This is a genomic window from Brevibacterium album DSM 18261 (genome assembly GCF_000426445.1).
Classification (GTDB): domain Bacteria; phylum Actinomycetota; class Actinomycetes; order Actinomycetales; family Brevibacteriaceae; genus Brevibacterium; species Brevibacterium album.
On sequence record NZ_AUFJ01000009.1, the window covers coordinates 163,692 to 177,542 of the forward strand.

Annotated in this window: 14 protein-coding genes; 2 read left to right on the plus strand and 12 right to left on the minus strand. The window is 72.6% G+C overall.

All coding sequences use genetic code 11. The features are described from left to right. Positions 1 to 133 precede the first annotated feature (133 nt). The 4 genes from K318_RS0100840 to K318_RS0100855 all read right to left on the minus strand — a co-directional run bounded on the left by K318_RS0100840 (position 134) and on the right by K318_RS0100855 (position 4,568). Positions 134 to 319, minus strand: coding sequence for a hypothetical protein (locus K318_RS0100840; RefSeq protein ID WP_029088063.1), 186 nt, complete (start codon positions 317 to 319; stop codon positions 134 to 136). Positions 320 to 519: 200 nt separating this feature from the next. Beyond that, positions 520 to 2,634 carry a bifunctional metallophosphatase/5'-nucleotidase gene (locus K318_RS0100845; RefSeq protein ID WP_029088064.1) on the minus strand — a complete coding sequence of 705 codons (2,115 nt, stop codon included), beginning with the start codon at positions 2,632 to 2,634 and terminating at the stop codon, positions 520 to 522. A gap of 132 nt (positions 2,635 to 2,766) precedes the next feature. Further along, a complete protein-coding gene (locus K318_RS0100850) occupies positions 2,767 to 3,891 on the minus strand; it encodes a tRNA pseudouridine synthase A (protein WP_084499468.1) in 1,125 nt (374 codons plus the stop codon). 47 nt (positions 3,892 to 3,938) lie between these two features. After that, on the minus strand, positions 3,939 to 4,568 hold the full coding sequence (locus K318_RS0100855; protein WP_029088066.1) for a hypothetical protein: 630 nt from the start codon (positions 4,566 to 4,568) through the stop codon (positions 3,939 to 3,941). Between the two features lie 192 nt (positions 4,569 to 4,760). On the opposite strand from K318_RS0100855, the gene K318_RS0100860 reads away from it, so the two are divergent. Then, on the plus strand, positions 4,761 to 5,939 hold the full coding sequence (locus K318_RS0100860; protein ID WP_029088067.1) for a glycosyltransferase family 4 protein: 1,179 nt from the start codon (positions 4,761 to 4,763) through the stop codon (positions 5,937 to 5,939). A gap of 153 nt (positions 5,940 to 6,092) precedes the next feature. On the opposite strand, the gene K318_RS0100865 is transcribed toward K318_RS0100860, so the two are convergent. From K318_RS0100865 to K318_RS0100900, 8 genes are all read right to left on the minus strand, one after another. Continuing rightward, complete coding sequence (locus K318_RS0100865) at positions 6,093 to 6,704, minus strand: energy-coupling factor transporter transmembrane component T family protein (RefSeq protein ID WP_029088068.1); 612 nt, start codon at positions 6,702 to 6,704, stop codon at positions 6,093 to 6,095. Further along, on the minus strand, positions 6,701 to 7,510 hold the full coding sequence (locus K318_RS0100870) for an energy-coupling factor ABC transporter ATP-binding protein (protein WP_029088069.1): 810 nt from the start codon (positions 7,508 to 7,510) through the stop codon (positions 6,701 to 6,703). Before K318_RS0100870 ends, K318_RS0100865 begins: the two co-directional genes overlap by 4 nt. Further along, complete coding sequence (locus K318_RS0100875; protein WP_051297295.1) at positions 7,507 to 8,175, minus strand: biotin transporter BioY; 669 nt, start codon at positions 8,173 to 8,175, stop codon at positions 7,507 to 7,509. The genes K318_RS0100870 and K318_RS0100875 overlap by 4 nt, the downstream gene beginning before the upstream one ends. Before the next feature lie 388 nt (positions 8,176 to 8,563). After that, positions 8,564 to 10,192 (minus strand): glutamine-hydrolyzing GMP synthase, encoded by a 1,629-nt coding sequence (gene guaA, locus K318_RS0100880; RefSeq protein ID WP_035280137.1) that lies wholly within the window; start codon positions 10,190 to 10,192, stop codon positions 8,564 to 8,566. 175 nt (positions 10,193 to 10,367) lie between these two features. Beyond that, the gene (locus tag K318_RS0100885) at positions 10,368 to 10,766 is read right to left on the minus strand and encodes a GntR family transcriptional regulator (RefSeq protein WP_029088072.1); all 399 of its coding nucleotides are present in this window, start codon (positions 10,764 to 10,766) and stop codon (positions 10,368 to 10,370) included. A 10-nt stretch (positions 10,767 to 10,776) separates the two neighbouring features. Further along, positions 10,777 to 11,220, minus strand: a complete 444-nt coding sequence (locus K318_RS0100890; protein ID WP_029088073.1) for a DUF3817 domain-containing protein — start codon at positions 11,218 to 11,220, stop codon at positions 10,777 to 10,779. A gap of 25 nt (positions 11,221 to 11,245) precedes the next feature. Then, on the minus strand, positions 11,246 to 12,196 hold the full coding sequence (locus K318_RS18425) for an SURF1 family protein (RefSeq protein ID WP_051297296.1): 951 nt from the start codon (positions 12,194 to 12,196) through the stop codon (positions 11,246 to 11,248). A 5-nt stretch (positions 12,197 to 12,201) separates the two neighbouring features. Further along, complete coding sequence (locus K318_RS0100900; protein ID WP_029088074.1) at positions 12,202 to 13,332, minus strand: GuaB3 family IMP dehydrogenase-related protein; 1,131 nt, start codon at positions 13,330 to 13,332, stop codon at positions 12,202 to 12,204. Positions 13,333 to 13,658: 326 nt separating this feature from the next. Between K318_RS0100900 and K318_RS0100905 the strand changes: the two genes are divergently transcribed. Then, complete coding sequence (locus K318_RS0100905) at positions 13,659 to 13,844, plus strand: hypothetical protein (RefSeq protein WP_029088075.1); 186 nt, start codon at positions 13,659 to 13,661, stop codon at positions 13,842 to 13,844. The last annotated feature ends 7 nt before the right edge of the window (positions 13,845 to 13,851 follow it).

Below are 13,851 nucleotides of genomic sequence, written 5' to 3' on the forward strand. Positions count from 1 at the left end.
GGCACGCAGGTGCCGCTGCGCTTCACACCTCAGCTGTGGTCTGCTGTGCGAACGCGAATCCGCCCGAAAGGCGTTCGCACAGCAGACGAAAACGGGGATGACCGACGATACGGGCCGGCGTTCCGGAGCCAGCTCAGCCGGGCTCCTGCGAGGCCAGCAGCACGAACCATCCGATGATGCACACCGGCAGGGCGAGCAGGGCCATCGTGCCCAGCCTCGTGACCCGCCGGTTCGCACGCGCCCTGCCGATCCGGCGCAGCACGCCGCCGACCACCAGCAGCAGGACGGCCAGCAGCACGAGCACCTTCTGAAGACCCATGTGCAGGAGGCTACCGGACACGGCGGCGCTGGCCGGACACGGCGGGGCTCCCGACCTCGGCGGAAGCCGCCGAACGCGGCAGACGCGGCGGAGGCCTCTGTACGTGCGATGCGCCGGCATCGGCGGAGGGGCCGGAGGCGCGAAGGGGCCGGGAGGACGCGCTCCTCCCGGCCCCGCCGCGCACTCAGCTCCACAGTGCCTCAGACGGTCGTCCTGCGACGCCTCGACGCTGCGAGTGCGGTGCCGCCCGCGATGACGAGCACCGAGGCCAGCCCCAGCGCGCCCGCGAGCTCGACACCCGTGCGGGGCAGGCCATCGCCGCCGGCACTGTCATCGCGGCCGTCGCCGCTCCCGCCGTCGCCACGGCCATCATCGCCGCCGCGGCCGTCGCCATCACCCCGGCCGTCGTCATCGCCGCGACCGTCATCACCGTTCCCGCCGTCGTCAGGGCCGTCGTCGCCTCCATCGTCGTCGCGGCCGTCATCGTCGCCGTCGTCCTCCGAGGCCAACGTCTGGCGCTTCTCGTGATCCGGTGCGACCTCATCGCGCTGCTCGAAGTACCGCTCCCAGACCTCGAAGTCCGTGAGGCCGGACTGCGCCCATTCGCCGTTCGCGAAGGAGGAGAAGTTGTCCCCGCCCGAGGCGAGGAAGCTCAACGTCGCCACCCGGTACTCCGCGGCCGGATCGATCTCCTCGCCGTCGATCCGGACGGAGACGACGCGCTCGCCGCGGTCGGCCTCGGGATCGAGCACGACCGCGACCTCCTCCGAGACCCCCAGGTGGAGGAACGGGCGTGAGGCACCCTCCGGCTGCCACTGCTCCTCGAACAGCCGCACCACGTCCGCACCGGTGAGCGTGACGACGCCGTGATCGTTGGCGAAGGGCAGCACGGCGTTGAGCTCGGCGACCGTGACCTCGCCCGGCTCCTCCGCGTTGTAGATCGCGTCGTACAGGAGGTCCGTCCGCACGCCGCCGGGATTCGTGATGCCGAAGTCCGCCTCCTCCAGCTGCGAGCCCTCGACACCCTCCTTGAGGGCATCGGCGACGAGGTTCCCCAGAGCCGACTCGGCACCGCGGTCCTCATTGCCCTGCTCGTCGAAGGCGCGGGTGATGTCCTCGGTGATCCGGCCACTGACCTCGGAGCCCAGCTCGCGGGCGGTCTCCTCCGCCTCGGTGACGATCCGGGCGACCTCGTCCACCGCGGGCGAGTCGAAGGAGGCGTCCTCCGTGTCGAGCAGTGCCGCCTCGTCGACGGTCCAGTCCCCGTCGCCCTCGCTCTCGAGGATCAGCTGGCCCACGACCTCGCCGTAGCTGCCCGCCTGAACGACGGGACGCTCGCGCCCGGCCTCACCGGGGACGGGAGCCATGAAGTTCGCGGGGAGGTGGGTGTGGCCGAAGAACAGCGCATCGACAGAGGCATCGGACTCGGTGACGATGGAGGCGAACTCCTCACCCGAGGCCAGCGCCGCGTCGAGGCTGGAGACGTCCGCGGGACCGGCGTGCGCCGAGACGACCGTGAGATCCGGCTGCTCGTCCTCGGGCAGCTGTGCGAGCTCTGCCACCGCGCGGTTGATCGCCGGCGTCGGCTCGCCGAACTCGATCTCGGCGATCCCGGAGGGGCTCACCAGTGAAGCCGTCTCACGCGTGACGACGCCGATGACGGCCACCTTCGCCTCGCCGGCCTCGATGACGTCGTAGGCCTGCATGCCGCGTGCGAGGCTCTCCGTGCCCTTCGCGTACACATTGGCACCCAGGTGCGAGAAGTCGGAGGCGGGGATCACCCGGTCGACGAGATCGTCGAAGCCGCGGTCGAACTCGTGGTTGCCCACGGCCGCGGCGTCCAGCCCCAGAGCGTTCAGGACGTCGAGGGTCGGCCCGTCCTGCTGCGAGGAGGAGACATAGGGCGAGGCGCCGATGTCGTCGCCCGTGGAGAGGAAGACCGTCTCGCCGTCGAATGCGGCGCGCTCGCGCTCGACCACGCTCGCCGTCGCGACACCGGCCTCGGCGATGCGGCCGTGGAAGTCGGTGATGCCTAGCAGCTGGACCCGCGTGCCGGGCTCCGCCGAGGCCGCCTCGGGCGCGCCGGGCTCCGCCTGCTCGGCGGGAGCAGAGGAGGGCTGGGCCCCGTCCGAGCCGCCGAGGCCGGAAGCACCGCCGTCGGAGCCCTCGGCCCCGTCTCCCTGAGCCGGGGCCGTGTGCACGGCCTCGCCGGTGCCGAGCTGGGGAGTCGCAAGAGCGGGCAGCGCGCCGAGCGGCAGCAGCAGGCCCGCTGCCGCGACGCCGGCGACGGCGCCGCGCAGGGAAAGGGTCGTCATGGTCCATCCTCGAATCAGGCATGAGTGCGTCTCAGCTGTCATTGTCCTGAGCGGAAGCTTCAGGAATGCTGTACGCACCTGAACATACCGTGAATATCCGCTCGGCACAGCCCCGTGCGGAGAGAAGTCCGCTCAGCCGGCAAGCTCCTCGGCGCTCCTGCGCTTGCGGGCGGACTCGGCCTGGCGCGCCCAGCCGGCCGCGTCCTCGGGATAGCCGACCTCCTCGAGCACCAGTCCGTGCGCGGGCATGAGGTGCATGGGCGCGAGCGCGTCCCGGTCCGCCCCGCCCTCCGCCCGGGCCAGCTGCACCGCAGGTTCGGTGACGGCCCAGGCGCCCTGGCCCACCTTCACCAGCGCCCCGACGAGCGCGCGGACCATGTGGTGGCAGAAGGCATCGGCCCGCAGACCGACCGTGAGCACCCCGTCGGCATCCCGCTCCACCTCGCACGACTGCAGGGTGCGGATGGTCGTGGACCCCGGGCGCGGCTTGCAGAACGGCAGGAAGTCGTGGAGCCCGAGGACCTGCCGAGCGGCCTGCGCCATGGCGTCGGCATCCAGCTCCGTCCGCAGGCGCACGGTGTGGCCTGCCGACAGCGGATCCCGGAACGCCGAGGCATCGGCGATCCGGTAGGAGTAGCGCCGCCAGATCGCGGAGAAGCGCGCATCGAACTCGGCCGGCACCTCCTGCGCGCCGTGCACCTCCACATCCGGTGCGTCGAGGTGCGCGAGCACACCGCGCAGCCGGCTCACCAGCGCCTCGGCGGGAGTGCGGGGACCCCGACGGCGGCCGCGCGCAGGGGTGTCCGAGGCGCGGTCGCACGAGGAGGTGCGCCCCCGCGGATCGGCCGCGTCGCCTTCCGGCGCGGCCGGTGCGCCCGACTGCACGGTCGTCTGCCGCGTCCCCGTCGCCTGCGGGGCTGCCGCAGGCGCCCGTCCCCCGGCGAGCCTGAGCAGTGCCGACTCCGGCAGATCGAGGTGCACCACCTGGCGCCGCGCGTGCACACCCGCATCCGTGCGGCCGGCGACGACGGTGCGCACGCGCATTCCGCAGATCCGCTCGAGTGCGTCCTCGAACACGCCCTGGACGGTGCGCAGGCCCGGCTGCGCCGCCCAGCCGTGGAAGCCGCCTCCGGCATAGCCGAGGTCGAGGCGGAAGCGATGCACGGCCTCGGCGGGCTCAGAGCCGTCCCCGGGCACGGCGGTCTCGGCCTGCGCCGCCCGCGCCCGTTCGCGCTCCCCGGTCCTCTGCTCCCCCATCGCCGCCTCTCCCTGTGTGTGCTCCCCCGACGAGTGCTGCGTCCGGCTCACAGGTCCTCGCTCACACGGCCGGGACGGTAGTTCTCGCTGCCGGGGAAGGCGGCCTCGGGGTCCGAGACGGACGGCTCCGGATCGCGCTCGTCCTCGGCAGGGGCGTAGTCGATCCCCGGGACGGGCCGGAAGATCCACCGCCACGGGAGCGATCCCGCCAGGATGCGCCTGTCCTCATAGGCCTGCACGCTGCTGTTGTGGTGGCGAACAGCCGCACCGATGTGCGTCTCCTGTATCCGCAGCTGACGCACGAGGTCATAGGCGAGCGCGCGCGAGGCGGTGGCGCTGCGCTGCGGATCCGAGGCCTCCGCGCGGATCCGGGCCGCCACCTCGGCGATGCAGAGGGTGAGGCGGTACTCGGCCGGGCCCCTGTGCACCGCGGGCTGCTGCGCGGCGCGCGCCGCGCCCTCGAGCCGGTGCGTCTCGACGACATCGCCGAGCACCTCGCGGGCGGCGACGGCATAGGTGGGCACGAGGCCGTGGCGGGACCGGCAGGCGTAGACGTACTGGCGCCGGGCCTCGTCCGTGAGACTCCGATTCATGGACAGCTGGTTGAACCGGACGGTGAGCGCCCAGCCCAGCGCCCCCAGCCCGGCGAGCAGCACAGCACCCAGCACCCAGCCCATTGACGTGTCCCCTTCCGCGCCTGCGCCGATGCCCCGCAGTCTCGATAGCCCGTGCGCGGACGCGGTCCGCCGCGGTGCCCGTCCGCACGGGCACTGGCAGGATACACAGTCACCGGCCGGTCAGGCGGAATTGCCCTGCTCGTCACCTGTGTGCGCGTACGGACTTCACCTCGGCGCGGTCCACTGGAGGCTGTGAGAATCGCAGTCGTCGCAGAGTCGTTCCTGCCCCAGATGAATGGTGTCACCCACAGCCTGCTCCGCGTGCTCGACCATGCGGCCGAGCACGGGGACGAGGCCGTCGTCATCGCCCCCGGCACCCGCCGCAGCGGACCGCACGAGGTCTCGGGCTTCCCCGTGATCCGGGTCCCGGGGTTCGCTGTTCCCTCCTACCGCTCCGTGCGCGTCTCCCCCGGCGGGGTGCCGCGGGTCCGGAGGCTGCTCGCGGGCTTCGCCCCGGACGTCGTCCACCTCGCCTCGCCGTTCGTGCTGGGCTGGCGCGGGGTCCTCGCCGCGCAGGAGCTGGGCCTGCCCACCGTCGCCGTGTACCAGACCGAGGTGCCCGCCTACGCCGCCCGCTACGGAATGCTCGGCCTCGAGTCGGCGCTGTGGGGGCATGTGCGAGCGCTCCACCGCCGCGCCTCGCTCACGCTGGCCCCCTCCTCCTACGCGATGGACCAGCTCACCTCGCTGGGGGTCGAGGACGTGCGGCTGTGGGCTCGGGGCGTCGACGCCTCGCGCTTCGATCCGCGCCGTCGCTCGCTGCGCCTCCGCGCACGCCTGGGGGTGTCGGAGCAGGGCGCGGGGCCCGAGGTGGTGGTCGGCTATGTGGGCCGCCTCGCCGCGGAGAAGCAGGTCGAGGACCTGCGCGTGCTCGCGGACCTGCCGCACGTCCGCCTCGTGATCGTGGGCGAGGGACCGCGCCGCGCGAGGCTGGAGCGGCTGCTGCCGCAGGCGCACTTCACGGGGTTCCTGGGCGGGGAGGCGCTCGCGCAGGCCGTCGCGAGCTTCGACATCATGGTCGCGCCGGGCGAGTTCGAGACGTTCTGCCAGACGATCCAGGAGTCGATGGCCTCCGGCGTGCCCGTCGTCGCCCCGGCCCGCGGCGGGCCGCTCGACCTCGTCGACTCCTCCCGCACCGGCTGGCTGTACCGCCCCGGTGATCTGGCCGGCCTGCGCGCCCACGTGCAGGATCTCGCAGGCGATGCCGCCAAGCGCAGGGCCTTCGGCGCCGCGGCGCGCGCAGCCGTGCTGGGCCGCTCATGGCGGAGCGTGTGCTCGCAGCTGCGCGGCCACTACGCCGCGGCCATCGAATCGCCTGCCGCACCCGTCACGGGCCGCTGGTCGCTCGCGGAGGCCGCCGGCCAGCGCTGAGCCTGCCCAGAACGCCGAGTGAGCACTTCCTGTCGGTTTCAGCCTCCCGATCCGACAGTTAGCGCTCAACCAGTGGGAGCGTGGTGAGGGAGAGCGGGCAGGACGAGGCTCCCGTGGCCGGCTGGGAGAACGGGCAGCAGGGTCGACGCAGCCTCACTCCAGGCCGCGGGCCTCCAGTGCGCGACCGGTGTCCTGCGCGTGCTTCACCGCCCCCAGCACGAGCGGGACGGTGCGGGCGCGCAGGTTCCGTTCGAGGCCTCGGGCGCGGGCGGAGTCCCCCGAGACGCGCGCCAGATCCGCGACCACCGGCAGGCTGCGGACCATGAGCGCTGCCGCGAGGCCGACCCTCTCCGGGTCCGCGCCCACCCACCGCAGGGGCGCCGCGAGCGTCCGGAACACCGTCAGGAGCTGCGCGACGGAGGTCGTGAGCATGAGCAGGGAGGCCGCGAGCAGGCAGACCGCGATCGTCGAAGCCACTCGCAGGCCGGTCTCCCAGTCTGTGAGCACCAGGTGGATGAGCGCCACCGCCGCGAAGACGAACCAGATGCGCAGCAGCGGTGCGAGCGCATTCCGAAGCGGCACCCGCGCCGTGACCGCGGCCAGCAGGACGACTGCGAGGAGGACCGCGTTCACCCCTGCGGCCCGGAACAGCAGGACGACGACGCTCAGCGCCGCGACACCGCCCAGCTTCCATCCCGGACGCAGGCGGTGCATCCAGCCGTCGCCGGGGACCATGCGGCCGAGGAACTGCTGGCGCTGCCTCACGGCCGGTCTCCCGCCGCGCCGGGGGCTGTTCGGCTGGGCGCGCCCGCACTCGCGCCCAGCACGATCTCGCGATAGGCGGCGATGACCTCGGCCGGAGCACCGTCCGCGGCGATCCGGCCCTCGGCGATGCACAGGCTGCGCCGGGAGTCGGCGGCGAACTCGAGGTCGTGCGTCGAGATGATGAGGCGCACGCCTCGCCGGGCCACGAGATCCGCGAGCAGACCCCGCAGCAGTTCGCGGTTGGCGAGGTCGAGCAGCGTGGTGGGCTCATCCAGCACGAGGACGGCCGGATCGACCGCGAGCACCGCCGCGAGCGCCACGAGCTGCCGCTGCCCGCCGGAGAGCTCGTAGACGCTGCGCTCGGCGAGGTCGGCCACGTCGAGTTCCTCGAGGACCGCGAGCGCCTTCTCCCGCCTCTCCCTCCGCCCCTTCACGCTGCGCCGGAGCGAGAGTTCGACGTCCTCGAGGGGCGTGGGCATGACCAGCTGGGCGGCGGGATCGGTGAAGACGAAGCCCACGCGCCGGCGCACCTCCGGCCCGCGCGCGGCGACGTCCAGCCCGTCGACGGAGACGGTGCCCGCATCCGCCGGGACCAGTCCGTTCACCAGCTGCAGGAGCGTGGACTTCCCCGAGCCGTTCGCACCGACGATGCTGATCGTGGGCTCCGCGAGGGTGCAGGAGATGTCCGCGAGGACGGGTCGCAGCCGGACGTCACCCGGTCGGCCCCCGGGGATCTGCTCCTCCACACCCACGGAGACGGAATCGAACACCACGCCCGAGGCCGCCGAGGCGGAGTGAGGGCTCATCGGCGGCGGACCAGGAGGGACGGGAAGGCCCGGTGCACCGTGACGGCGAGCGCAGCCGCGAGCAGATTCTTGACGACGTCCCCGGGCCAGAACGCCATGTCCGCGAACAGGGCCTGCTGCAGGGTCAGGTCGAGATTGAGCGACATGCCGAGGATGCCGCCGGGGTGGTTGGTGAGGAAGCTGCCGAGCAGTCCGCCCACCGCCGCGAAGGCCCACAGGCGCCAGCCGGAGAACCGGCGCACCGCCCAGCGCACGACCAGCCCGCACAGCAGCGCGTAGAGCGGGAACGACAGCACATAGCCCGCCGAGCCCCCGGCCAGCACCCCCAGCCCGCCGGAGAAGTTCGAGAAGATCGGCAGCCCGAGGAGACCGAGGGCGACGTACAGCAGCGCGGCGAGGACACCGCGGCCGGGGCCCAGCACCATTCCGCACAGGGCGATGCCGACGGTCTGCAGAGTGATGGGCACCGCCCCGCCGGTGGGGATGCCGGGGACCGCGGCGAGTGCCGCGGTGAGGGCGGCGAAGACGGCGATGAAAGCGGTGTCGGCGGCGCGCAGACGGGGCGTGCGCGGAGCCCCTGCCGCGGAGGCCGCGGCAGCCTCCTGCGCCGCGGCAGCCTCCTGCACCTCGGCGAATGCGCGGGAGGATTCGGGGGTCGTCGTCATCTCGGACCTCGTCCTTCTTTCGGGGGCAGGTGTTCGGTCACCGGCGGCTCACACACGACCTGAACACCGTTCAGCAACGCCCCGAACATTACCTGAACGCCGTTCAGGACGACAAGCGGACGGAGTCCCGCCTTCCGTCACTCCGCTCGGCGCTGCCCTCGGACGCCGCTCGCACCTCCACAGGCTGTGCTCGCACCTCCACGGGCAGCGCTCGCACCGCACGCAGGCCTCGACCGCATCGCCCGCCGTCCCCGGCCGCACTGCGCCGGGCTCTCCCGCGATCCCGAGAACAAGCGACGCCTGCGCACCGGCCGTGCTGAGCGACCCGTGCGCAGGCGTCATGTGCAGGGGCCGTGAGTGCGGCACTGCACTCACGGCCCTGCCGCGCTCACTCCCATTCGATGGTGCCCGGCGGCTTCGAGGTGACGTCGAGGACCACGCGGTTGATCTCGTCGACCTCGTTCGTGATGCGGTTGGAGATCTTGGAGAGCGTGTCGTACGGCACTCGCGTCCAGTCAGCGGTCATAGCGTCCTCGCTGCTGACGGGACGCAGCACGACTGGGTGGCCGTAGGTGCGGCCGTCACCCTGCACGCCCACGGAGCGGACGTCCGCGAGCAGCACCACGGGGCACTGCCAGATCTGGGCGTCGAGGCCCGCGGCGGTGAGCTCCTCGCGGGCGATGGCATCGGCCTCGCGCAGGACCTCGAGGCGGTCGTGGGTCACCTCGCCCACGATCCGGATGCCGAGGCCGGGACCGGGGAAGGGCTGACGGCCCACGATCGCCTCGGGCAGGCCCAGCTCACGGCCGATCGCCCGTACCTCGTCCTTGAACAGGGCACGCAGCGGCTCCACGAGCTCGAAGTCGAGATCATCGGGGAGGCCGCCCACATTGTGGTGGGACTTGATGTTCGCGGTGCCCGCACCTCCGCCGGACTCGACGACGTCCGGATAGAGGGTGCCCTGCACGAGGAACTTCACGGGTGCGCCGCCGGAGGCCTTCGCCTCCTCGACGAGATCGCGCTGCACCTGCTCGAAGGCGCGGATGAACTCGCGGCCGATGATCTTGCGCTTGGCCTCGGGGTCCGTCACGCCCTCGAGGTGGCCGAGGAAGGTGTCGGCGGCGTCGACGGTGATGAGGCGGACGCCGGTGGACTCGACATAGTCCTGTTCCACCTGCTCCCGCTCGCCCTTGCGCAGCAGGCCGTGGTCGACGAACACCGCGGTGAGCTGGTCGCCGATGGCCCTGTGCACGAGCGCGGTCGAGACAGCCGAATCGACCCCTCCGGAGAGCGCCGAGATGACGCGGGCATCGCCCACCTGGGCCCGGATCCGCGCGACCTGGTCCTCGATGATGTTCTCGTTGGTCCAGTCCGGGGTGAGGCCCGCGATCCGGAAGAGGAAGTTCTCCAGCACGTGCTGTCCGTGCTCGGAGTGCATGACCTCGGGGTGCCACTGCACGCCGGCGCACCGGCGCTCGATGTTCTCGAAGGCGGCGATGGGCGTGGACTCCGTGGAGGCGAGGACCGTGAAGCCTTCGGGAGCGGCGGTGACGGAGTCGCCGTGGGACATCCACGTGGTCTGCTCATGGGGCTGGCCGGCCAGCAGCATGCCCGCATCCGCGGCCAGGCGCGTGTGCGTGGAGCCGTACTCCCGCCTGCCGGTCCGCGCCACGGTGCCGCCGAGGCGCGCGGCCAGGGTCTGGAACCCGTAGCAGATGCCGAAGATCGGCACCGCGAGGTCGAGGACGCCCTCGGCCAGCTGCGGCGCGCCCTCGTCATTGACGGAGGAGGGGCCGCCGGAGAGCACGATGGCGCGGGGGGCCTTCGCCTCGAACTCCTCCGGGGTCGCGGTGTGCGGGATCACCTCGGAGTACAGGCCCGCTTCCCGCACACGGCGGGCGATGAGCTGGGCGTACTGTGCGCCGAAGTCGACGACGAGGACGGGGTTGCGCTGCGCCGAGCCCGGGGCGCCTTCCGCGCCCGCGGCCTCCGGCTGCGCCGGATGGGGTGAGGTCATGGCACCGATTCTAGACGCAGGGCACCTGCTCACCGACTGCGCGGGAGGTCCGGCCGGTGAGCGATCGGCCACGTCGGACGATGGCCTCGCCTACGGCCTCGTCCGCAGCCGGCCCCGCCGGAACCGGTCCTGCCGGAACCCGCTCCGGCGGCTGCGTCCCTCGGATCGCCGTCCCTCAGGCGTCCGCGCCGGCCTCGGCCGCCGCGGTGCGCACGGCGGCGGCGAGCTGGTCCAGCGGCAGCCCGCGGGCCCGCGCCTCGGCCACGGCCTCGCCGGCCCAGCGGGTGACGGCCGGGTCGGTCCCGTCCAGGGTGGGCAGCGCCGAAGGATCCAGCCCCTCCGCGATGCGCGTGCCCGCCCCGCGCCGGGTCGTGATGACGCCGGCCTCCTCCAGCTCGCGGTAGGCCCGCGCGGCAGTGCCGGCGGCCAGCCCGAGATCGTTCGCGAGCGCGCGGATCGCCGGCAGCCGGTCGCCGGGCAGCAGCGCCCCGCGGGCGATCCGGTCGAGGACGCCGCGGCGGATCTGCTCGTACGGCGGGGTGGGGTCGTCGGGCTCGATGGTCAGCCGGTCCATGCGGTGCTCCTCACTCCTTGGGTGCGACCACCACGGCGGCGTCGAGCTCGGCCTCGACCTGGTGGTGGATGCGGCGCTCCAGGATGAACGACATCACCGGGACCACGCCGGCGAGCGCCAGGACGAACAGGCGGCCGAGCTTCCAGCGCATCGACTGGTTGAGCCAGAAGCAGGCGATGAGGTAGACGACATAGCACCAGCCGTGGCTGATCGCGATGGCGGCGGCGAGGTTGAAGTCGCCGAACTGCAGAGCCTCGGACGGCGAACCGCCCAGCACCACCGGCACATAGACGTACTTGTACAGCATCTCGACCGTGAGGATCATGAGCATCGTGCCGGTGAGCAGCGCCAAGACCCGGTAGAACCGCAGGGCATTGCGCGCGGAGGTGAACTGCTTGACCGTCCACACCTCGTCCGGGTCGAACGCGGGCGCGGCGTCGGGGTTCTGGCTCAACGTGGGGCTCCTGTCACTGTGGGGCTCATCGGGTTCCGGACTCCGACCGGGCGGCGGGCAGGGCGGTCATCTCCCGCTCCCCCGCCTGTTTGACGACGACGTACTCGACCGGCCCCTCCGCGGCCCGGCGCTCGGCCTGCTCGCGCCTGTGCGCATCGCGCAGCAGGGTGAACCAGATCGTGAGGGCGAAGCCGGCGAAGAAGATCCACTCGACGGCGTAGATCGCGGACTGGAGGTCGAAGCCACCGCCCTCCTGCCGCTCCAGGACCACCTGCTCCATGGGCGCCGAGTCCGGCGAGCCGACCGCGGCCGCGAAGTCCTCCGGGAAGAGGATGCCGGAGTACGAGTACACATCGAAGAGGTTGACGAGCTGCGCGGTCGAGACCGAGCGGACCTGTCCGGCGGGCAGGCCCGCGGCGGGTTCGGCACCTTCGACGGGCCCGAGCCGCGCAGTCATCTCCCGGCTCCCCTCGGGAGCGGGGGACGCCTCCGCCGAAGCGGCGTCCGGCACCCAGCCCCGCACCACCGGAACCGCGATCGGCTTGGGGCCTGCGGCACCGGCCTGCGGCTGGGCGCCGGCCTGCGCCTCGGCGGCGGGCTCTGCCTCCGCACTGCCCTCCGCGGGGGCGAGCTGGGCCTCCTCACCCAGGTGCGCGCCGTCCGGGGCGAACATCGTCACGACCCAGAAGCCGGACTCCCCCTCGTGCAGGCGCCCCTCGACCAGCACCTGCGCGTCCGGCAGGTACTCCCCTGTGAGGCTCACGCGCTGGTCGGAGAGGATGCCGGGCATGGGGACCTGGGCGTCGAGGGTGTCCGTGAACGCGCGGACGGTGTCGACGTCCTGGGCGACGACCGCATCGTTCTTGTGCTGGGCCCGGTCCACCTGCCATGCGGAGAGGCCCACGAAGCAGGCGGCGAGCGCCAGGACGAGGGCGAGGAAGCCGAGCCAGCGGGGCGTGAGGGCGAGGCGGAGCACGGAACTCAGATCTCCGGCGGAGAGTCCGGTGTCACGACGACGTCCACGCGCTGGAACTCCTTGAGCTCGAGATAGCCGGCGGTGGACATGGCCCGGCGGAGGGCGCCGGTGATGTTGACCTCGCCCAGTGCGGTGTGGCCGGGGCCGAACAGGAGCTGCTCGAGCGGACCCACGGAGCCCAGCTCCACCTTGCGGCCGCGGGGCAGCTGGCCGTGGTGGGCCTCCGCGCCCCAGTGGGAGCCGCGGCCGGGGGCCTCATCGGCGCGGGCGAGCGCGGCGCCGAGCATGACGGCGTCCGCGCCCATCGCGAAGGCGCGGACGATGGAGCCGGAGTGGCCGAGGCCGCCGTCGGCGATGACGTGGACGTAGCGGCCGCCGGACTCGTCCATGTAGTCGCGGCGGGCGGCGTGGATGTCTGCGAGCGCGGTGGCCATCGGGACGTTGATGCCGAGCGTGCGCTGGGTTGTCGAGGACGCCCCACCGCCGAAGCCCACGAGCACGCCCGCCGCGCCCGAGCGCATGAGGTGGAGTGCCGGCGTGTACGAGGCGACTCCGCCGACGATCACCGGCACGTCCAGCTCGTAGATGAACTGCTTGAGGTTGAGCGGCTCCTCGGCACTGGAGACATGCTCGGCGGAGACGGTGGTGCCGCGGATGACGAAGAGGTCGCAGCCGGCCTCCACGACGGTGCGCCAGTGCTCCTGCGTGCGCGCCGGGGTGAGCGCTCCGGCGACGGTCACGCCCGATTCGCGGATCTCCTCGAGGCGCGCGGTGATGAGCTCCGGCCGGATGGGCGCGGCGTAGATCTCCTGCATGCGGCGGGTGGCCGCGGCCGCGTCGAGGCTCGCGATCTCGTCGAGCAGGGGCTGGGGGTCCTCGTAGCGGGTCCAGAGCCCCTCGAGGTCGAGGACGCCGAGGCCGCCCAGCCGTCCCAGCTCGATCGCGGTCGCCGGCGACATGACCGAGTCCATGGGCGCTGCGATGAACGGCAGCTCGAAGCGGTAGGCGTCGATCTGCCAGGACAGGTCGACGTCCCGGGGATCGCGCGTGCGGCGGGCAGGGACGATGGCGATGTCGTCGAGGGTGTACGCGCGGCGCCCGCGCTTGCCCCGGCCGATCTCAATCTCTTGGCTCACGCACCCCAGGGTACCGGGCCGTGTCCGGAAGGCATGTGAGCGGGCGGCATATGAGAAGGGGCGGCCGCATGCCGGACCGGACGAGTGGCGAGGACGCCCTCGGCTTCCCGCATGCTTCCGCGGGTATGACGGATGTCTCAGCCGCCGGCCTTGCCGCAGCGGACGTCCCGGTCGCATCCTGGATGTACGCGGACACCGACTCCTGCCCGACCGGACGGCTCCCCCAGCCGGTCGAGGCGATGGAGCCGCGTTCCAGGGCAGCAGCGCAGACGGGCACCGCCCCACCTCCGGCGAAAGCGCCCTCCCCGCCGCGGAAAGGAGCTGTCATGCTCTCCTCGATCCTTCTCTTCCTCCTGCTCGGCCAGCTGGCCTTCTGCTTCCTGGTCGGCCACCTCGCCTGCCCCCGGCACGACCGGATCGCCGTCAGGGAGATGACGCAGGACGACCTGACCTCCACCATCGTCCGCGGCTGGCACCGGCTCGGCAGCCTGCAGAGCCACCTCCGCGAGTGACACCCGC

Coding starts and splice junctions, on each gene's coding strand:
- K318_RS0100840 (WP_029088063.1), bottom strand. CDS start 319: ATGGGTCTTCAGAAGGTGCTCGTGCTGCTGGCCGTCCTGCTGCTGGTG.
- K318_RS0100855 (WP_029088066.1), bottom strand. CDS start 4,568: ATGGGCTGGGTGCTGGGTGCTGTGCTGCTCGCCGGGCTGGGGGCGCTG.
- K318_RS0100870 (WP_029088069.1), bottom strand. CDS start 7,510: ATGAGCCCTCACTCCGCCTCGGCGGCCTCGGGCGTGGTGTTCGATTCC.
- K318_RS0100885 (WP_029088072.1), bottom strand. CDS start 10,766: ATGGACCGGCTGACCATCGAGCCCGACGACCCCACCCCGCCGTACGAG.
- K318_RS0100905 (WP_029088075.1), top strand. CDS start 13,659: ATGCTCTCCTCGATCCTTCTCTTCCTCCTGCTCGGCCAGCTGGCCTTC.
- K318_RS0100850 (WP_084499468.1), bottom strand. CDS start 3,891: ATGGGGGAGCAGAGGACCGGGGAGCGCGAACGGGCGCGGGCGGCGCAG.
- K318_RS0100875 (WP_051297295.1), bottom strand. CDS start 8,175: ATGACGACGACCCCCGAATCCTCCCGCGCATTCGCCGAGGTGCAGGAG.
- K318_RS0100845 (WP_029088064.1), bottom strand. CDS start 2,634: ATGACGACCCTTTCCCTGCGCGGCGCCGTCGCCGGCGTCGCGGCAGCG.
- guaA (WP_035280137.1), bottom strand. CDS start 10,192: ATGACCTCACCCCATCCGGCGCAGCCGGAGGCCGCGGGCGCGGAAGGC.